Genomic DNA, 19076 nt, shown 5'->3' on the forward strand with positions numbered 1-19076 from the left:
ACGCCTTCCATGCCTCAACACATCCGTTCCGCCTGGCTCAAGACGCTCGGCACTCTCGCGCTGTTGTTGGGCGCTGCCGTCGTCGTCGGCGTGCTGATCGGGCATGTGTGGATGGCGCTGACGCTCACCGCTCTGGGCGTGCTGGCCTGGCATTACTGGCGGCTGCGCCAGGTGCTGCGGCGGCTGACTGCACGCCAGCGTGCCGAGCCTGCGGCCGGGATCGGGGCCTGGAACGAACTGGACCGGCTGCTGTATCGCAGCCAGGACGAAATGCGCGCGCGCAAGCGGCGCCTGATCGAAATGTTGCGCACCTACCGCGCCGCGGCGCAGGCGCTGCCGGATGCAGTGGTGGTCGTGGATCGCAACAGCCAGCGCGTGCAGTGGTTCAACAAGGCGGCCGGCGGTTTGCTCGGCCTGCACCATCCCGGCGACATGGGCGTGTCGATCGTGGAGCGGCTGCAGCCGTTGCCGCTGGCGCATTGGCTGGCGGCCGGGCGCAACGCCGAGCCGATGCTGGATGCCGCCTCGCCGGCAGACCCGGATCTTCGCCTGAATCTGCGCCTGATCCCCTACTCCGACGACTACTGGCTGCTGGTGGCGCGCGATGTCAGCAAGCTGCTGCGGCTGGAACAGGTGCGCCGCGATTTCGTGGCCAACGTCTCGCATGAACTGCGTACCCCGCTGACGGTGGTGCACGGTTATCTGGACATGCTCGACCCGGAAGACTTCCCCGATTCGGGTCCGATGCTGGCGGAAATGCGCAAGCAATCCCAGCGCATGGCGCAGCTGGTCGAAGACCTGCTGACGCTGTCGCGGCTGGAATCGCAGGAAGAACTCGGCGAAGAACACGTGGCGATGGCGCCGATGCTGTCGACCTTGCGCCGCGAGGCCGAGGCGCACAGCCAGGGCCGCCACACCGTGGAGGTGATCGACGAGGCCGGCGTGGATCTGCTCGGCTCCAACAAGGAGCTGCACAGTGCGTTTTCCAACCTGGTGACCAATGCGGTGCGCTACACGCCCGGCGGCGGCACGGTGACGATCCGTTTCGTGCGCGAAGGCGATGGTGCGGCGCTGGCCGTGCGCGACACCGGCTATGGCATTCCCGCCTCGCACCTGCCGCGCATCACCGAACGCTTCTACCGTGTGTCCAGCAGCCGCTCGCGCGAGAGCGGCGGCACCGGGCTGGGGCTGTCGATCGTCAAGCACATCCTGGGGCTGCATCAGGCGCGCCTGGACATCGAAAGCGAAGTGGGACGCGGCAGCGAATTCTCGTGTCATTTCGTGCCTGCGCGCGTCGTGCAGCGCGAGCAATCGGTGCCACTGTCACGCTCGGCGTGATATGTAGTCAGTGCGCGCCGCAGCGCGCTGCGATGGACGCGTCTGCCACGCGCCGCATTGCCTGCGTTGCGCGCCCCAGGCAATTACACAACCCGTCTTGACGATCGATTCCATGGGCCACGCCAAAGAACTGCACGACATCACACCCGGCGACGACATCGCCACCGATCCGTTGCGTGATCCGGCGCTGTACATCAACCGCGAGCTGTCGCAACTGGACTTCAATTTCCGGGTGCTGGCGCAGGCGCTCGACGAGCAGGTGCCATTGCTGGAACGGCTGCGCTTCCTGTGCATCTCGTGCACCAACCTGGACGAGTTCTTCGAAATCCGCGCGGCCACGGTGCGGCACGCACAGGAGTTCGGGCTGCCGCCAGCACCGGACGGGCTGAGCCCGACCGCCATCCTCAACGCCGTGCACGATCGCGCCGCCAAATTGGTCGAGCAGCAATACCACGCGTGGAACGAGGTGCTGCGGCCGGCGATGGAAGACGCAGGCGTTGCCGTACTCAGCCGCTCGGCATGGACGGCGCGGCAGAAACGCTGGCTGCGTGCGTATTTCCGCAACGAGATCATGCCGGTGCTGTCGCCGCTGGGCCTGGACCCGGCGCACCCGTTCCCGAAGATCCTCAACAAGACCTTGAACATCGTGGTGGTGCTGGAAGGCCAGGACGCGTTCGGTCGCGCCGGGCATCTGGCCATCGTGCGCGCACCACGTTCGCTGCCGCGCATCATCCAGCTGCCGGCCAGCCTGTCGCCGGAGGGCACGCAGAGCTTCGTGTTCCTGTCGTCGGTGTTGTCCGCATTCGTCGACGAGCTGTTCCCGGGCATGCAGGTAATGGGCTCATACCAGTTCCGCGTCACCCGCAATTCCGAACTGGTGGTGGACGAGGAAGAAGTCGAAAACCTGGCACTGGCGCTGCGCGATGAACTGGTCACGCGCGGCTACCGTCCGGCGGTGCGGCTGGAGATCGCGCACGATTGCCCGGCGCCGATCCTGCGCACCTTGTTGCAGAATTTCGGCCTGAACGAGAACGCGGTGTACCGCATCACCGGGCCGGTCAACCTGAGCCGCGTCACCCAGGTCTATGACCTGGTGCAGCGCCCCGAACTCAAGTATCCCTCGTTCAATCCGCGCACCTTGCGCGACAGCGAGGGCATCTTCGAGATCGTCAAAAAAGGCGATGTGTTGCTGCATCACCCCTTCGATGCGTTTACCGCGGTGCTGGATGTCATCCGCCAGGCCGCGGTCGACCCGAACGTGCTGGCGATCAAGCAGACGCTGTACCGCACCGGCAAGGATTCGTTGATTGTCGATGCGCTGATTCTGGCCGCGCGCAACGGCAAGGACGTCACGGTGGTGGTGGAGTTGCGTGCGCGCTTCGATGAAGAAGCCAACCTGGGCCTGGCCGACAAGCTGCAGGAAGCCGGCGTGCAGGTGGTCTACGGCGTGGTCGGCTTCAAGACCCACGCCAAGATGCTGCTGATCGTGCGCCGCGAGGGCCGCAAGCTCAAACGCTACGTGCACCTGGGCACCGGCAATTACCACAGCGGCACCGCGCGCCTGTATACCGACATCAGCCTGATCACCGCCGATGCCGAGATCGGCAACGACGTGCACATGCTGTTCCAGCAGTTGTCCGGACTTGCGCCGCGCATGAAGCTGGACCAGTTGCTGCAGTCGCCGTTTACGCTGCATGCGGGCGTGTTGAAGCGGATCGATCGCGAGACACGGCTGGCCCGCAAGGGTCGCCCGGGCCGCATCATCGCCAAGATGAACGCCCTCAACGAACCACAAGTGGTGCGTGCGTTGTACATGGCCTCGCAGGCAGGGGTGCAGATCGATCTGATCGTGCGCGGGGCCTGCACGCTGCGCCCCGGGGTGCCAGGCGTGTCCGACAACATCCGCGTGCGTTCGATCGTGGGCCGCTTTCTGGAACATAGCCGCGTGTACTGGTTCGGCAACGACGGGGCCGCCGAGTTGTACTGCGCCAGTGCCGACTGGCTGGAACGCAATCTGCTGCGGCGGGTGGAGACCTGCTTTCCGATCCTGGAACCGGACCTGGCCAAGCGCATCTATCGCGAAGTGCTGCAGAACTATCTGGACGACAACGTCAGCGCCTGGGAGCTGGACGCCGAGGGCGTGTACCACAAGCGCACGCCCGCCCCGGGCGAGCCGGCGCATTCGGCGCAGATGACATTGCTCGAGCGGATCTGAGCGCGCACTGCCGCACGCCAGGTGGCAAGCCGCTTGCGCAGGCATGCGGCATGCCCATCACGGCGATTGACCGCCCGCTTCCCGCGCTTGCGAATGCAGATCTGGTGCGCCTGCCGCTGGGCGCACGCATGGCCTCTCACGTGGCCAACAGCCCATCGGCTACCATGCGGCCATGCCAATGCCCTCCCCCACGATTCCGCCCCTGCGCGATGGCGATTTTCTTGCCGCCATCGACCTAGGCTCCAACAGTTTCCACATGGTCATTGCGCGCTACCTGATGGGTCAGCTGCGCGTCGTCGATCGCCTGCGCGAGACCGTGCGCATGGCCGATGGCCTGGATGGCAAAGGTGGGCTCTCCAATGAAGCACGACAGCGCGCACTGGAATGCCTGGCGCGGTTCGGCCAGCGCATTCGCGACGTGCCTTCGCTGCGCGTGCGGGCGCTGGCGACCAACACGGTGCGTCAGCTGCGTTCGCCACAGGCGTTTTTGATGCCGGCCGAAACCGCGCTGGGCCATGCGATCGAAGTGGTCAGCGGGCGCGAGGAAGCGCGCCTGATCTATCTGGGCGTTGCGCATGCGCAACCGCCCAAGCCCGACCAACGCCGGCTGGTGATCGACATCGGCGGCGGCTCGACCGAGTTCATCATCGGCCGCGGGTTTCAGACGCTGGAACGCGAAAGTCTGCAGGCCGGATGCATTGCCAGCACGCGACGGTTTTTCCCCGGCGGCAAATTATCCAAGAAGAAATGGAAGGACGCGCTGACCGAGATCGGCGCCGAGTTCCAGCAATTTGCCGGCCAGTACAAGGCACTGGGCTGGCACGAGGCGATTGGCTCGTCCGGCACGCACAAGGCCATCGGCGAGATGTGCGCGGCGATGAAGCTGACCAAGGGCGCGATCACGGCGCAGGCATTGCCGGCGCTGCGCGATGAGTTGCTCAAGGCCAAGCGCATCGAAGACATCCAGCTGCCCGGCCTAGCGGCCGAACGGCGGCCGATCATCGCCGGTGGCATCCTGGTGCTGGAGGCTGCGTTCCAGGCGCTGGGGCTGGAGAAACTGATGGTCAGCAAGGCGGCGATGCGCGAAGGCATCCTGTACGACATGCTTGGCCGCGGCGGCGAGAACGACCCGCGCGACAGTTCGGTGACCTCACTGATGCAGCGCTACGGCATCGACGAAGTACAGGCGCAGCGCGTGGAAGCGACCGCCTGCCGCCTGTTCGACCAGGTCTGCGAATCCTGGCAACTGGATGGCGACGATGCGCAGGTGCTGCGCCGCGCCGCGCGCCTGCACGAGCTGGGGCTGATCATCGCGCACAGCCAGTACCACGTGCACGGCAGCTACATCCTGGAACATTCGGATATCGCGGGTTTTTCGCGACAGGAACAGCAGGTGCTGGCGGCGCTGGTACGCACGCACCGGCGCAATGTGCCCAAGACCGCCTTCGATGCGCTGCCCGACCGCCTGCTGCTGCCAACCCGACGCAAGGCTGCGCTGCTGCGACTGGCGGTGTTGCTGCACCGCGCGCATGAGTCCGACCCGATTCCGACCCTGGAACTCACCGCCGACGACACCCGGCTGTCGTTGATCCTGTCGCAAAGCTGGATCGACTCGCGCCCGCTGCTGCGCGCCGACCTGATCGGCGAAGTCGACAGCATGGCCGGGCTGGGAATTGCGTTCAAACCGTTTGTGACCTGAGGCCTGCGGCCTCAGGCGGGAATCGGGAATCGGGAATAGACCACCACGGGGCTCTTAGAAGTTTCTGACTGGTGTTGATGGCGCCGAACCGGTGCAGCACGCTGCCTTTGCGATTCCCGATTCCCGATTCTCCATTCCCGTCACAGCTGTCACCGCCACGTCTTACTAGCGCAACATCAATGCCATCGCACTCCCGGAAGCTAGTCAAAACGGGAGAACAGGCATGCGCTACGCGATCGTTACCGAAACCTATCCCCCCGAGGTCAACGGTGTTGCGTTGACCGTGCATGGTCTGGAAACCGGTCTGCGCACGCGCGGACACCAGGTGGACGTGGTGCGGCCACGCCAGAGCGCCGATACCGCCCCGACCGATGCGCTGCTGGTGCGTGGCGCCTCGTTGCCGCCCTACCCGGGATTGAAATTCGGCCTGCCGGCGACGCAACGCCTCGTCCGTCATTGGCGCAGCACGCAGCCGGACGCGATCTATGTGGCCACGGAAGGCCCCCTGGGCTGGTCGGCAATGCGCGCAGCACGCCGGCTCGGCATTCCGGTCGCCACCGGCTTCCACACCCGCTTCGACGAATACCTGCCCGACTACGGCGCTGCCTGGCTGCAGGGCACCGCGTTGCGCTGGATGCGGCGCTTCCACAACCAGGCCGATGCCACCCCGGTGCCCACGCGCGAGCTGCAGCAGTTCCTGCGCAACGATGGCTTTGAGCGTGTGCAATTGCTGGCGCGGGCAGTGGATAGCCAGCAATTCGATCCGAGCCGTCGCGATTGCGCATTGCGCGCCGATTGGGGCATGGAAGGCGAAGGCTTTGCCGCCATCTATGTGGGGCGCATCGCCAGCGAAAAGAATCTGCCGTTGGCCGTACGCGCCTTTCGCAAACTGCAGCAGATCCGCCCGAAGGCACGCTTCGTCTGGGTGGGCGATGGCCCGGCGCGCGAGAAGCTTGCGCACGACAATCCGGACTTCATCTTCTGCGGCGTCCAGCGTGGCGATGCATTGGCCCGTCACTTCGCCAGCGGCGATCTGTTCCTGTTTCCCAGCCGCAGCGAAACCTTCGGCAACGTGACGCTGGAAGCGATGGCCAGCGGCGTGGCGACGGTCGCTTTCGATTACGGCGCGGCCCGCGAATATCTGCGCAACGGCCATACCGGCGCGGCGGTGGACACCGACGAGGCCTTTATCCAGGCCGCCGTCGCGCTCACCGAAGACGACGCCCTGCGCCAGCGCATGGGCACGGCGGCGGCGCAGGCGATGAAGAAATTGCATCCGGACAATGTGGTCTGCGACTTCGAAGCCTTGTTGCTGGGAATCAGCGCTGCACGGCGGCGTTATGTCGTCAACGCGGCTTGAGGTCTTGCGCGGTCACGAAGCGCGCTGGTGCCGACGCGCCAATCTGTGGTGCCGACGCCACCCGGTACGGCGCGTCTTCGCCACTATCAGCCGCCTGGGCGACGGCGTGTTCTGGTACGCCTTGATGGGGTTGCTGGTGGTGCTCGACGGCATGGACGGTGTACGTGCATCGGCGCACATGGCTGCCACCGGCGTGCTTGCATTGACGCTATACAAGGCGCTCAAACGCTGGACCCGGCGTCCGCGGCCATATGCGGCGGACGTGCGTATTCGCGCGTGGGTGGCACCGCTGGACGAGTTCAGCTTTCCCTCCGGCCATACCTTGCACGCGGTGTCCTTCAGCATCGTGGCGCTGGCCTATTACCCCTGGCTGGCTCCCTTGCTGGTGCCGTTTTCGGCCGGCGTGGCGCTCTCGCGGGTGGTGTTGGGGCTGCATTATCCCAGCGACGTGCTGGCCGCCACGCTGATCGGCGTGCTGCTGGCCAGCCTGTCGCTGTGGGGCTTGCCGGTGGTGTTGAGATAAGCGCTAGGGGTTGCGTGATGGCGGCTCGCTGACAGGTAAGCGTAACGGCAAACGGACAGGTACCAAGACGCTGCCCAGTCAGCAACAAGGCCTCTTCGCCTCATCTTTCTCCCTTCGGGACATTGTCCTCCTTTATGAGGGAGAACGGCCGATGAGGGTACGTGCGAAGCCTCATGCACTCGCCGTCGATGGGTGTTTTCGCAAACGCCGAAAAGAGCCCCAGCGCAGCAATTGCGACTCCAGCGCGTGGCTTCGCCCCGTACCCTCACCCCCCACCCCTCTCCCGCAGGGAGAGGGAATCTTGCGCTGACGGTACGCGGTGAACTGACGGCAGGTTGCCCACCCACGCGCATGTCGCACGGCGCGTGCGACCCGCAGGATGTCTGAATGGCGATCGCCAGCCTGCGGCGTCGTTGCAAGTTGGCACACCAATCGCTGCGAAGCTGCAATGCTTCTGCGGTTCCCGATTCCCGATTCCCGATTCCCGCCCCGCTCTACCGCCGTACAATGGCGCAATGACGACCCTGTTCATTTCCGACCTGCATCTGGATCCGGCCCGGCCGGCAATCACCGAGTTGTTTCTGGAGTTCCTGCGCACGCAGGTTCCCGGCAGCGACGCGCTCTACATCCTGGGCGATCTGTTCGAAGCCTGGATCGGCGACGACACCCCATCCACCGCCGCCGATGCAGTGGCGGTGGCCCTGCATGCAGTGGCAGATTCCGGGGTGCCGGTGTTCTTCATGGCAGGCAACCGCGACTTCCTGGTAGGCGAAACCTATGCGCAGCGCGCGGGCTTCCGGATCCTGCCCGACCCCACCGTCATCGATCTGTACGGGCACACCACGCTGCTGATGCACGGCGATTTGCTGTGCACCGACGACACGGCCTACCAGGCCTTCCGCGCGCAGACGCGCGACCCGGTGTTCCAGGCGCAGTTCCTGGCCCAGCCGCTGGCCGCACGCGTCGCGTTCGCGCAGCAGGCGCGCGCTGCCAGCCAGGCGCGGCATGCAGAACTCAAGCAGGGCGACCAGTCGCGCTTCGAAACCGTCACCGATGTCTCGCCGGCCGAAGTGGAAGCCACCTTCGTGCGTTACGGGCTGGATCGGCTGATCCACGGCCACACCCATCGCCCTGCCATCCACACCTTGCAAGCCGGCGGCAACACCTGCACGCGCATCGTGCTGGGCGACTGGTACGAGCAAGGATCGGTCCTGCGCGTGGATGCCGATGGCGTGTCGCTGGAGCAGTTGGCGTTATAGCGCGGCAGATCCACGCGCCGGCCATGGCAGGCGCAGCGACGCGGTGCTGCATTCAAGGCGCGCAGCACGATCGAAAGCGCGCCTGACGCCACAGACACGCGGCGAGGCAACGATGGATCGGCAGCGCTTGCCGATCGAGGCACGCAGCATCGTCGGGCGTGCCAATCAACGACCGCACCGCATCACTGCAGGCTTCGCGCACGCTCGGCGTAGTCGACGAAATCGGCATTCACCACGTCGTACCACAGCAGCGTGCCATCGGCCTGTACGCGGAAACGGTCGCGTACCGGGCTGGTCTGCGGGTCGCCGGGGCAGCCGTCGCCATGGCGTTCGCGCACCGCAAAATCGAACGTGTCCGGCGCAGGCGCATCGCCGTCCTCGGCCATGATGCTGATGCAGTTATCCGGGTACACCTTGTCGCCCTGCAAGCGGCTTTCGAGCGCCTGCAGTGCGCGGGCCTGCGCGTCGTCGCCGGGGGGTGGCGCCGGTGCGCTCACGGCAGGTTTGGGTTGCGTGGCGACAGGGTCGGCCGGTTGCTGCTTGCATCCGGCAACCGTCAGCGCGGCCAGGAACACAAGCGCATGACGCAGGAACGTGGACATGAGGGCTCCGCTCGACAGGACAAGGCCGGCAGTCACCGGCGGTGCGCCTAGTCTGCGCGATCCATGCGCGCGGGTGTAGCCAAAACGCCCGGCACTTGCGGTGCCGGGCCGGGCTTGGATCGGTCAACAACCGCTCAACGGAAGGCCGCAATCGTGGCCTTGGTATTGACCAGCACGCGTTGGTTGTCGGCGGTGCTGGCATTGCCCATGGGCACGCCGTTGTAGCTGATGTTGGGGTTGGACCAGTAGTTCAGGCGTGGGCAACCGCTGGTGCAGTCGTAGGCCATGATGGTGCGCCAGCTGTTGCCGTAGCGGTAGCCGTGGCCATACGCATACGGCGAGGTGCTCGGGTCGTTGGTGGCGTCGTGGCGTGCGCTTTGCAGATGCCCGATTTCATGAGCGAAGCTGTAGTAGCCGGTGGCGCAATCCCAGTACACCGACGCAAATGCGCTCGCGGCGTTAGAGCCAATACCCGACGCTAGGCCGCAGTAGCTGCTGTTGTCCAGCACGATGACTCCCACATCGGCCGTGTAGGTGTTGCGGCTGGTGTGGATGCTGTCCATGTAGCCGTCGTTGGTCACGCGGAAACGCTGCAGGTCGGTCGTGAAGTTGCCGGTCTCGGTGTAGCTGGTGGTCTCGTAGCGCGCCAGCTGCAAGGTGATACCCACGTTGCTGTTGATGTAGCCCTGGTTGGCTTCGGCCACCGCAAGTTGCACCAGCGACTGCATGTTGCCGCCGTAAGCGGTCACGGCCTTGTTGGTGGCCACCACGAGCACGCGAATGGTGGCCGGGCTACCTGATGAGGCAGCAGCGGCAGTCACGCGTCCGTCGCCGGGCATGTCGAACTTCGGCAGCAGGCTGTATTCGGCCGGATGCTCCTGCGGCATGCGCTGCTCATCCACCTGCACCAGCACGTGGCGGCCATCGGCCAGCGGACGCAGGCGATAGAGCTTGCCGGCGTAGCGAATCGTGCCGGTCACGGTGTCGCCGCTGCGCACCAAGATGGCCGAGTTCAGCGGGTCCACGCCCGAGAGCGTGCGTGCGCGGGTGCCGGCACGCGGCCCGAGGTTGCCGTACCAGACGCTGTCGCCACCCTCCAGGGCATCGACCTTGGCCTGGGTGGCGGTGATGGTCTGGCCATCCAGCTGTAGCTCCAGCAATTTTTCCGAGGCGGTCACCGCGCCGGCATCGAGCTGAACCACCTGCGCGTTGGCAGTGGACGGGGCGCTCAACAGGCGTTGCAGCGAAGGTTCGGCTGCAGCGGTGGCGGTGGCACTGCGGCTCAGCGCAGGGCCGGTTTGATACAACGGCTTGCCGGCAGCGGCGGCCGAGCCGGCCAGGCACATGGCAATCAGACCGACCGTGGTGCACATCGACTTCGACTTCATCGTCTTTCTCTCCTAAGACATGAAAGTTACGGATGTGAAACACCGGCCCCCTGTCCCCGGGACGCCATTAGGGCGCGTGGCACTGCACAGAATGCAAGTTGTTGCAACGGAAAATTATGTTTCTGTGATGTTTACCAATCCCTGGATGCGATTCCAGCAGCTCTCGAATGGGAACCAACGCACAGTCGTACTGAAAGAGCGCGTGCTGAAGCCGCGTGTCAAACGAGCACAAGCCGTCTTCACGGACAATACGGCGATCCTGCGTCGCCCTACGGATCGATGCACATGGGCTTGATTGCGTCCGCCACGCGATTGGCTGCGTCGATCCTCGCCTGTGTCGTGGACACCGCGCCGCGTCGGCGTCGGTGCAGATGGCGAATGCCGCCATATCCTCATGCATGGCATCACGTGCATCGATGCGCGCCTCATTGGCCATGACGTGAAGGTGCGCTCCAAGCTGTGGCGCGTGACGCGGCGTGTGTGGCGTCATTGGAGTTCGCGCATGCATGCGTCAGGTAGATTCACAGTACAGGTCACGAACGCAGATTCGCGGCTCCCGTGCAGGCACGCTCAGCCAGCCTGCTCCACCAGGTCGGCCAGCTCGTCCTCGTCGAAACCGGCAAGCAGGCGCGCCTGCAGATTGAACGGCCCATGCAGATACCCGCCAGCGTATTCGCGCAGCAGCGCCTTGAAGCGTGCGCGCGGCTCGACACCGGCCTGCTCGCAATACCACCGGTACCAACGCGAGCCGGCGGCCACGTGCGCCACCTCTTCGCGCAGGATGGTTTCGAGCACCTCGGCAGTGGCAGCGTCGCCGAGCGAACGAAGTTTGACGATCATCGCCGGTGTCACGTCCAGGCCGCGCGCTTCGAGCACGCGCGGCACCAGGGCCATGCGCGCCAGGCCGTCGTGTGCAGTCTTCTCGCACATTTCCCACAGCCCGTTGTGCGCGGCGAAATCGCCGTAGTCGTGGTCGTGCGCCTGCAATCGTGCGCGCAGCAGCATGAAGTGGCGCGATTCATCGTCGGCGACCGCGACCCAATCGGCATAGAACGCCGCGGGAAGCCCGCGAAAGCGATACACCGCATCCCAGGCCAGATCGATGGCGTTGAGTTCGATGTGCGCAATGGCATGGATAAACGCAGCGCGCCCTCCCGGCGTGCCCAGTCCACGGCGCGGCAAGTGGCGCGGATGCACCAGCATTGGCGTGGCCGGACGGCCTGGCATACGGATCGGCGCAGGCGCAGGCGCTGCCGGATCGAGCGTCAAGACGCCTTCGCGAAAGCCGGCCGCGTAGTGCTGGGTCAGCGCGACTTTCTGTCGCGGGTCGGCCTGGTCCAGGCACAGGCGCGCAGCGTCGAACAGATCCGCGCTTGCGAACGGATCGCTGCTCACGCCGTTGGCCGCACGGGGCACTGGCGCGCTGCAGAAACCCACTGCGCTTGCACACGTTCGGCCGCAGGTAGCTGCCCGTTGCGCAGGCGCGCTTCATCGAGCGTGTCGATAGCTGCGGTGTTTTGTTTGCCGCCCCTCGCCGACACTCTCCACACGCCAACCAGCGCGGCCAATCCGCCGCCCTGGTTCGGTGACTCAGGCGCGGCGACGCTTCTTGGCATCGTCCGAACGCAGCTGCTGGATACGTTCGAAATACCCCGGCTCGATGCCGGTGATGTATTCGCCGTTGAAGCACGAGGAATCGAACTGCTTGATGTCCGGGTTGCCCTCGCGCACTGCCACTTCCAGGTCTTCCAGATCCTGGTAGATCAGCCAGTCGCAGCCCAGAAACTCCTGGATTTCCAGCTCGCTGCGGCCATGTGCGATGAGCTCTTCGGCCGCCGGCATGTCGATGCCGTAGATGTTGGGGTAACGCACCGGCGGCGCGGCCGAGGCCAGGTACACCTTGCGCGCACCGGCATCGCGCGCCATCTGCACGATCTGCCGGCTGGTGGTGCCGCGCACGATGGAATCGTCCACCAGCAGCACCACACGGTTACGGAATTCCAGGTGGATCGGATTGAGCTTGCGGCGCACCGATTTCTGCCGTTCGCCCTGCCCCGGCATGATGAAGGTGCGGCCCACGTAGCGATTCTTGACGAAGCCCTCGCGGTACTTCACGCCGAGCACATTGGACATCTCCAGCGCCACATCGCGCGAAGTGTCCGGGATCGGAATGATGGTGTCGATGTCATGGTCCGGTCGCAGGCGCAGGATCTTTTCGCCCAGCTTCAGGCCCATGCGCATGCGCGCCTTGTGCACCGAGATGTTGTCGATCATCGAATCGGGGCGCGCGAAATACACGTACTCGAAAATGCACGGCGCGTTGTTGGTCGGCGCGGCGCAGACTTCCGAGAACAGCTCGCCGCGCGCGGTGATCACCAGCGCTTCGCCCGGGCGCACATCGCGCATCCGCTGGTAGCCGAGGATATCCAGCGCTGCCGACTCGGAGGACACGATGTATTCGGTGCCTTCGGCGTGTTCGCGCTTGCCCAGCACCAGCGGGCGGATGCCGTGCGGGTCGCGGAACGCCACCAGGCCCAGGCCCAGCACCACGCTGACCACCGCATAACCGCCCTTGCAACGGCGGTGCACGCCGGCCACCGCGCGGATCGCCGCTTCGGGGGTGAGCATGCGCTGCGCGTCCAGCTCGTAGGCGAACACGTTCAACAGCACTTCGCTGTCCGAATCGGTATTGATGTTGCGGCGGTCGGCTTCGAACACCTGCTGGCGCAAGGCCTCGGTGTTGATCAGGTTGCCGTTGTGCGCCAGCGCGATGCCGTAGGGCGAGTTGACGTAGAACGGCTGCGCCTCGTCCATGCCTTCCGAGCCTGCGGTCGGGTAGCGGCAATGGGCGATGCCGACGCGCCCTTCCAGCACCGCCATCTTCTTTTCGTCGAAGACGTCGCGCACCAGGCCGTTGGCCTTCTGCACGCGCAGGCGCGTGCCATCTGCGGTCGCGATGCCCGCGGCGTCCTGCCCACGATGCTGCAGGACGGTCAGGCCGTCATATAGCTGCCCGGCGACGTTCTGGTTGCCGACAATACCGACGATGCCACACATGGTGCGCGTTCTCCGCTTCGGCTTGCGCCGTTACTGTGAAGGTGGCCGTGCCTGGCCTTGGGATTCGACCCGAGCCGGGTCGCTTTCTCCGCCGCGAACCTGCGCCGGATCGATGTTGGCCGGCATCGCCTGCGTCGGATCGCGTCCGTCGCCAGCCGTCTTGCCGGGGTTGCCAAGCGCACGGGTGATGGTGTCGCTCAGCCCGGAACCGCCAAGTGCCTTGCCCAGGTCCGTATTATCGCCTGCCGAAGGCAACTTCCCCAACTCCGTGGGCAAGTTGCCGAGTTCCATTGATGGCATCTCCATCGATGGCATTCGCCAGGCCGGCAGTTGTGCCCGCATCCAGCCCGCGCCCGGCTGCAGCATGGGCAGCAGCACCGACTGGCGCCATGCCGGCTCGCGCGGCAGCGGGGTGAAGCCCATCAGCAGCACCAGCACGCTGGCCAGAAACGCACCGCGCACCACGCCCAGGCCGAACCCGAGCATGCGGTCGGTGCCGCCGAGCTTGATCGCATCCACGCCCGCGCGGATCACCATGCCAATCACCGCCACGCTGATCAGCACACCGACGAACACCATGGCGTAGCCGCCGAACGATTCGGTCGCAGACGGATGCTTGCCATCGGCCAGCCAGCGCGCGGCCGCGCCGCCGAACATGAAGGTGGCCCAGCCGGCCAGCAACCATGACAACGTACCCACCACGATGGCCACAAAGCCGCGCAACAAGCCCAACAGGGCTGACACCAGAATGATGACGCCCAGCACCATGTCGATCATGGGCAACCTCTCCGCGTGGCGCGCGCGCCGTGAATGCAATGGGGCTCGGTCGTCATTGCCCTCCCCTCCATGGGTGCGAGGCGTTGGAAAATCCAGCAGCTGCAGGCGCGCAGTGCAGGCAGTTGGCAGACACGTGACGGTCCGCCGGCAGTGCAGTGTACGAGCGGCTGCCACCTGCGCGGCGGCCGCGTTTGCTTGCGGCCGGCATGGCGGTTACGGATGCGGACGCACCATGCCGGAGATACCGACCTTGGCTGCCACCTGGGCACGCAACTGTTCGGCATCGCTGCGATTGGCGACCGGGCCGACGCGCACGCGGTTCAACGCGCCCTTGTCGGTCCGCACCTGTTCGACGAAGGCACTGAAGCCGGCGGCGCGCACGCGGTCGCGCAAGGCATCGGCATCTTCGGCACGACCGAACGCGCCCAGCTGCACTGCAAACCCGACCGCACTGGCCGCAGGCGCTGCCGGCGCGGTGGCCACCGGCTTGGCGGGCTCAGGCTTGGCGGCAAGCTCGGGCTTGGCGGGGGCGGGCTTGGTGACCTCAGGCTTGGCCGGCACGGGCTTGGCCACCTCGGCCGGCTTGGGCGCGGCGACCACCGGTTTGGCGGGCTCCGGCGGCAGGCTTTCGGTCTTTGTCGGTGCGGTGGTGCTGGCGGCGGCGACGCTGCTACCGGGTTTGACGGCAGGCGCAGGCGCCGGTGCGCTGGCGACAGGCGCCGGCGCGGCGGCGTTGGCGTCCAACGTCACCACCTGGGCGTTGACGTCGCTGCGTACCTTCACTGCCTGCAGCCGGGCCGATTCGGCCTGCGCCTGGTCGGCATACGGCCCCACGCGCACGCGCCAGGCGGGGCGGCCGTTGATCTGGGTCTTTTCGCTGAAGCCGGGCAATTGCGCCTGCTTGAGCCGCGCAATCACCGCGTCGGCGTCGGCGCTGGTGGCGTATGCACCAAAATTCACTGCGTAGTTGCCGGCAGCCACTTCCGGAGCCGAGGGCGTGCTGGACGGAGCGGCCAGATCGGCGGCATCGGGGTTGTTCTGCACCGGCGCCGGCGCACCGGCCATGCCTAGCGCCCCACCGGCCGGCGCATTGCCCGGAGTGACCAGCGGCAATTCGCGGGTTTCGAACTCGCCATTGGCGGGCGCTGCGGGCGCCTCGAGCGGTACATCGGCCACACCGCTCGACGGCGCGGGGCCCTTGACCAGCATCGGCAGGAAGATCACGGCAAGCGCCACCAGAACGATGGCGCCAATCAGTCGCTGTTTCAGAGCAGTATCCACGGAAGAGACGAGAGGCGGCGTGGCGGGGTGCCGCGGCGATTATAAGGCCGGCGCCACCCCGACGACCTCAGCGGGCTGAATGAAGTGCGTCGAGCGCGTCGGCCACGGTGTGAAACGAGCCGAACACCAGCACGCGGTCGCCGGGGCTGGCCCTGTCCAGGACCGCGCGCACTGCACTGGCAACATCGCGATGACACGGCGCGTGCGCGGCGGCACTGCCTTGCAGACGGGCATGCAATGCTTGCGCCGATTGGCCGCGCGCGCCTTCCAGCCCCGCCAGCGCCCAGTGGTCGATCTGCCCAGCCACTGCCTCCACCACGCCCAGCACATCCTTGTCGGCCAATGCGGCGTAGATCGCATAGGTGCGGCCGGCATGCGCCTGCGTACCGAGCGCGGCGGCCAGCGCGCGTGCGGCCTGCGGGTTGTGTCCGACATCCAGCAGTACCTGTACGCCATTGACCTCAAGCCGCTGCAGTCGGCCAGCCACTTGCGCGTTGCCGATGCCCTGCGCCCAGGCCGCGTCGGGCACTTCCACCGGCAATGCCTGCAACGCGGCGATCGCGGCAGCGGCGTTGGCCAGCTGCACTGGCGCACGCAGTGCCGGCATCGGCAGTTCCAACGTCACTGCCACATCGCGCCAGCGCCAGCGCGGCGCGTCGGATTGCGGGCTCTCGGCGTGCCGTGTGTCGATCGGCTCGAAGAAATAATCGCTGCCGGCACGGATGGCATTGGCACCCAGCTGGTAGGCGCGACGCAGCACACTGGACGGCGGGTCGATCTCGCCCAGCACCACCGGCTTCCATGCGCGGATGATGCCGGCCTTCTCGGCGCCGATGGCCTCGCGGTCCTCGCCCAGCCAGTCGGTGTGGTCGAGATCGACCGTGGTGATCACTGCCACATCCGAATCGACGATGTTGACCGCATCCAGGCGCCCGCCAAGGCCGATTTCCAGCACCGCCAACTCCAGCGCCGACTGCTGAAACAACCACAGCGCCGCCAGCGTACCGAACTCGAAATAGGTCAACGCGGTGTCGCCGCGTGCTGCTTCGACCGCTGCAAACGCGTCGACCAGCTGCGCGTCGCTGGCCTCTTCGCCATCGATGCGCACGCGCTCGTTGTAGCGCAGCAGATGCGGCGAGGTGTAGGCCCCCACCTTCCAGCCGGCAGCACGCCCGATCGCCTCGATGAAGGCCACCGTCGAGCCCTTGCCATTGGTGCCGCCCACGACGATGACATGCGTGGCCGGCGCGGCAAGCTGCAACCGCGCCGCAACCGCGCGCACGCGCTCCAGGCCCATCGCAATGGCACTGGGATGCTGCTGCTCGATATAGGCGAGCCAGGCGGAGAGGGAGTCGGTTGCGTTCATGGGGAGGGCTGCGCAGAGAGGGGCACATTATCGCCATTTGCGCTTGCGCAACGCACGCCACGTCGGTGTTGGATGTATCGCGCGTGCTTGGTTAGTACGACGCAGCTCGGTTGATCGCGCATGGTGGCGAACGCCGTCACCAGCGCATCCCAGGACGTTTAGCGATCACCCCAAGACGCAGCCCCGACACGGAGCGTTGACTACGCAACCGCACCGAGGCCTGTTCCACCAACTCACCCAAACCTGCAAGCGTGTATCAACGACGTTCGGCATTTTGGCACCTGCAACGACATGGCGTGTCATTGGTGATCCAGCGTCCTTGCCTCGCCTTACAACGCCCGATGCTTTGCCTCACCAAAGAACGGTGTGTGATGCGCACAGTCGTTGAGGCGCACCACTTCGAGATGCTCCACGTCATCGCCTTCGAGCAGGTTCAGCGTGGTCGGGGCCTGGCGGAAGCTCCATAGCTTGGACAACGGCAGGCCCAGGATCTTGCACAGGATCACGCGATTGACCGCATCGTGCGCAACCACCAGCAAGGTGTCGTGCGCGCCCAGCCCATCGGTGGCACGCACCAGGCCGCGCCAACTGCGATCGAGCACCTGACGCAGCGATTCGCCACCCGGCATCAACACGGTATCGGGCTCTTCGCGCCAGGCGCGCAGACGTGCGGGATCCTTGTCGTTGATCTCGCTGGCCAGCAGGCCCTCCCACTCGCCGTGCGCAATTTCCTGCAGGTCGGCATCGGTCTGCAGCAGCGCTTGACGCGACGCGCCCAGCGCGGCCTTGGCAGTGGCCTGCGCACGCGACAACGGCGATGCCACCGCGCGGTCGATCTGCAGCGTGTGCAGCCGTTCGCCCAATGCGCGCGCCTGGCCTTCGCCAACCGGCGAAAGCGGAATATCGATCTGGCCCTGGTAACGGCCTTCGGCGTTCCACGGCGTCTCGCCGTGACGAGCAAGCAGGATGCGCATGCGCTGGGAGTTCCTTGGGGGAGGGGCCCGCTCGCCGCAGCGAAAACGGGACCGCATGATAACCCCTGCCGCCCCCGCACCGGCGCCGCGTCAGCGCACGCCTAGCTCCTTCAACAGCTGTGGCGCCGGAGCGACCTCGGTCATGATCCAGCGCAGATAGCGGCTGTCCACGGCAATCATGCGGGTCATTGCCGGATCGAAGATCCAGTTGCTGCTCACCGACTCCCAATTTCCGTCGAATGCCAGGCCGACCAGCTTGCCTTGCGCGTCCATCACCGGCGAACCGGAGTTACCGCCGGTGATGTCCAGGTCCGACAGGAAATTGACCGGCACCGAGCCCAGGCGTTTGTCCTCCAGCCCGGCGTAGCGCTTGGCCTTGACCGCATCCAGCAAGGCCTTGGGCGAATCGAACGGATCGGCGCCGGTCTCCTTGGCGACCAAGCGGCCGACTCAAGACCCAAGTGCAACACGCTGGCACTGCCTGTATTCCCCTCACCGCGCCTATCCTCGCGGTCAATTCTAAATCACCTGTTTATCCGACGACTTTCTTCTCCATACACCGCGACTTGCCCCAGCAAAGAACGCAAATCAGCATTCGCTTGTTCCAAGAGCCGCTCATTCTGGGCGATCAAGGCTGGATTGCCCTGGTTTCGGGCTTCTTGCAAATCCTGCCTTAGAGTTTGAATAAGAAGTTGCTTATCCGTTATCGCTTCCTGCAGCTCAGATCGAATTCCCGCAGGAACAACGTGGACGTCTCGCGATGAAGTGCCAGCCACTTGAACTCGCTTGCCTCCACCGGGAAGCGAATTAAGAGTGAGCGGAATTTTTACACCTCCTAGTGCCGGCTCGAAGTCGCGCTCCTGAAGTTTATCTAGTGCAGTAAGATGAGGATTATTAGACGGACCAGGCTGCATGGAAATGGCCTGACGCTGTGCTTTGAAAGCTTCCGTACGCCGTGAATGCTCGAGAGATGAAGTCTTGGTTGCATCTCGCCGTGTTGCTTGCATACCCTGCCGAATCGATGGCAGACCTTCTAATGCGGGATGGATACGTGTGGGATCGGCGCCTGCATCCGCTTGCCGTGACTGACGTTTCGGCTCCTCAGAGGAAGATGAGTGGGTATGATGGCTATTAATCGCCTTGACGGAAGTGTTGATCATGAACTTCTCCATTGATTGATCCAGCATCCAAATGATGCACCCGATCCAATAAACTCAATGGGCGGCGGAGGAAAAAT

Annotated in this window: 15 protein-coding genes and 1 pseudogene; 6 read left to right on the top strand and 10 right to left on the bottom strand. The window is 65.4% G+C overall.

The window, feature by feature from the left end; all coding sequences use genetic code 11:
• The first annotated feature begins 9 nt into the window (after positions 1 to 9).
• The 6 genes from phoR to lpxH all read left to right on the top strand — a co-directional run bounded on the left by phoR (position 10) and on the right by lpxH (position 8394).
• Positions 10 to 1338, top strand: a complete 1329-nt coding sequence (phoR, locus tag LN450_RS09740; protein WP_011346580.1) for a phosphate regulon sensor histidine kinase PhoR — start codon at positions 10 to 12, stop codon at positions 1336 to 1338.
• A 112-nt stretch (positions 1339 to 1450) separates the two neighbouring features.
• Positions 1451 to 3553, top strand: a complete 2103-nt coding sequence (gene ppk1 / locus LN450_RS09745) for a polyphosphate kinase 1 (RefSeq protein WP_011346579.1) — start codon at positions 1451 to 1453, stop codon at positions 3551 to 3553.
• 178 nt (positions 3554 to 3731) lie between these two features.
• Positions 3732 to 5252, top strand: a complete 1521-nt coding sequence (gene ppx, locus LN450_RS09750; protein ID WP_008571425.1) for an exopolyphosphatase — start codon at positions 3732 to 3734, stop codon at positions 5250 to 5252.
• A gap of 223 nt (positions 5253 to 5475) precedes the next feature.
• On the top strand, positions 5476 to 6612 hold the full coding sequence (locus LN450_RS09755; RefSeq protein ID WP_011346577.1) for a glycosyltransferase family 4 protein: 1137 nt from the start codon (positions 5476 to 5478) through the stop codon (positions 6610 to 6612).
• Positions 6593 to 7135, top strand: coding sequence for a phosphatase PAP2 family protein (locus tag LN450_RS09760; protein WP_011346576.1), 543 nt, complete (start codon positions 6593 to 6595; stop codon positions 7133 to 7135). Before LN450_RS09755 ends, LN450_RS09760 begins: the two co-directional genes overlap by 20 nt.
• Before the next feature lie 515 nt (positions 7136 to 7650).
• The gene (gene lpxH / locus LN450_RS09765) at positions 7651 to 8394 is read left to right on the top strand and encodes a UDP-2,3-diacylglucosamine diphosphatase (RefSeq protein WP_008571623.1); all 744 of its coding nucleotides are present in this window, start codon (positions 7651 to 7653) and stop codon (positions 8392 to 8394) included.
• A 182-nt stretch (positions 8395 to 8576) separates the two neighbouring features.
• On the opposite strand, the gene LN450_RS09770 is transcribed toward lpxH, so the two are convergent.
• The 10 genes and pseudogenes from LN450_RS09770 to xopO all read right to left on the bottom strand — a co-directional run bounded on the left by LN450_RS09770 (position 8577) and on the right by xopO (position 18999).
• Positions 8577 to 8996, bottom strand: coding sequence for a hypothetical protein (locus tag LN450_RS09770; protein ID WP_011346574.1), 420 nt, complete (start codon positions 8994 to 8996; stop codon positions 8577 to 8579).
• Positions 8997 to 9130: 134 nt separating this feature from the next.
• Entirely contained in the window at positions 9131 to 10384 is a 1254-nt protein-coding gene (locus tag LN450_RS09775; RefSeq protein WP_011346573.1) for a zinc-dependent metalloprotease, read from the bottom strand.
• Positions 10385 to 10954: 570 nt separating this feature from the next.
• Positions 10955 to 11800 carry a ferritin-like domain-containing protein gene (locus tag LN450_RS09780; RefSeq protein WP_039416388.1) on the bottom strand — a complete coding sequence of 282 codons (846 nt, stop codon included), beginning with the start codon at positions 11798 to 11800 and terminating at the stop codon, positions 10955 to 10957.
• Between the two features lie 174 nt (positions 11801 to 11974).
• Positions 11975 to 13441, bottom strand: a complete 1467-nt coding sequence (purF, locus tag LN450_RS09785; protein ID WP_008571628.1) for an amidophosphoribosyltransferase — start codon at positions 13439 to 13441, stop codon at positions 11975 to 11977.
• 30 nt (positions 13442 to 13471) lie between these two features.
• A complete protein-coding gene (locus LN450_RS09790; protein ID WP_008571630.1) occupies positions 13472 to 14218 on the bottom strand; it encodes a CvpA family protein in 747 nt (248 codons plus the stop codon).
• 213 nt (positions 14219 to 14431) lie between these two features.
• Positions 14432 to 15499: an SPOR domain-containing protein gene (locus LN450_RS09795; protein WP_011346570.1), complete on the bottom strand. Its 1068-nt coding sequence runs from the start codon at positions 15497 to 15499 to the stop codon at positions 14432 to 14434.
• A gap of 67 nt (positions 15500 to 15566) precedes the next feature.
• Entirely contained in the window at positions 15567 to 16865 is a 1299-nt protein-coding gene (gene folC / locus LN450_RS09800) for a bifunctional tetrahydrofolate synthase/dihydrofolate synthase (protein ID WP_011346569.1), read from the bottom strand.
• A gap of 329 nt (positions 16866 to 17194) precedes the next feature.
• Positions 17195 to 17839, bottom strand: coding sequence for a histidine phosphatase family protein (locus LN450_RS09805; RefSeq protein ID WP_008571633.1), 645 nt, complete (start codon positions 17837 to 17839; stop codon positions 17195 to 17197).
• Between the two features lie 90 nt (positions 17840 to 17929).
• Positions 17930 to 18280, bottom strand: a pseudogene (locus LN450_RS09810) (S46 family peptidase); the annotation flags it as partial.
• Positions 18281 to 18363: 83 nt separating this feature from the next.
• On the bottom strand, positions 18364 to 18999 hold the full coding sequence (xopO, locus tag LN450_RS09815) for a XopO/AvrRps4 family type III secretion system effector (protein ID WP_011346566.1): 636 nt from the start codon (positions 18997 to 18999) through the stop codon (positions 18364 to 18366).
• Between the last annotated feature and the right edge of the window lie 77 nt (positions 19000 to 19076).

It is taken from the genome of Xanthomonas euvesicatoria pv. euvesicatoria (assembly GCF_020880415.1).
Classification (GTDB): Bacteria; Pseudomonadota; Gammaproteobacteria; order Xanthomonadales; family Xanthomonadaceae; genus Xanthomonas; species Xanthomonas euvesicatoria.

Bases quoted from the DNA above. Each gene is read 5' to 3' on its own strand.
- phoR (WP_011346580.1), top strand. From the start codon at position 10: ATGCCTCAACACATCCGTTCCGCCTGGCTCAAGACGCTCGGCACTCTC.
- ppk1 (WP_011346579.1), top strand. From the start codon at position 1,451: ATGGGCCACGCCAAAGAACTGCACGACATCACACCCGGCGACGACATC.
- ppx (WP_008571425.1), top strand. From the start codon at position 3,732: ATGCCCTCCCCCACGATTCCGCCCCTGCGCGATGGCGATTTTCTTGCC.
- LN450_RS09755 (WP_011346577.1), top strand. From the start codon at position 5,476: ATGCGCTACGCGATCGTTACCGAAACCTATCCCCCCGAGGTCAACGGT.
- LN450_RS09760 (WP_011346576.1), top strand. From the start codon at position 6,593: ATGTCGTCAACGCGGCTTGAGGTCTTGCGCGGTCACGAAGCGCGCTGG.
- lpxH (WP_008571623.1), top strand. From the start codon at position 7,651: ATGACGACCCTGTTCATTTCCGACCTGCATCTGGATCCGGCCCGGCCG.
- LN450_RS09770 (WP_011346574.1), bottom strand. From the start codon at position 8,996: ATGTCCACGTTCCTGCGTCATGCGCTTGTGTTCCTGGCCGCGCTGACG.
- LN450_RS09775 (WP_011346573.1), bottom strand. From the start codon at position 10,384: ATGAAGTCGAAGTCGATGTGCACCACGGTCGGTCTGATTGCCATGTGC.
- purF (WP_008571628.1), bottom strand. From the start codon at position 13,441: ATGTGTGGCATCGTCGGTATTGTCGGCAACCAGAACGTCGCCGGGCAG.
- LN450_RS09790 (WP_008571630.1), bottom strand. From the start codon at position 14,218: ATGATCGACATGGTGCTGGGCGTCATCATTCTGGTGTCAGCCCTGTTG.
- folC (WP_011346569.1), bottom strand. From the start codon at position 16,865: ATGAACGCAACCGACTCCCTCTCCGCCTGGCTCGCCTATATCGAGCAG.
- LN450_RS09805 (WP_008571633.1), bottom strand. From the start codon at position 17,839: ATGCGCATCCTGCTTGCTCGTCACGGCGAGACGCCGTGGAACGCCGAA.
- xopO (WP_011346566.1), bottom strand. From the start codon at position 18,999: ATGATCAACACTTCCGTCAAGGCGATTAATAGCCATCATACCCACTCA.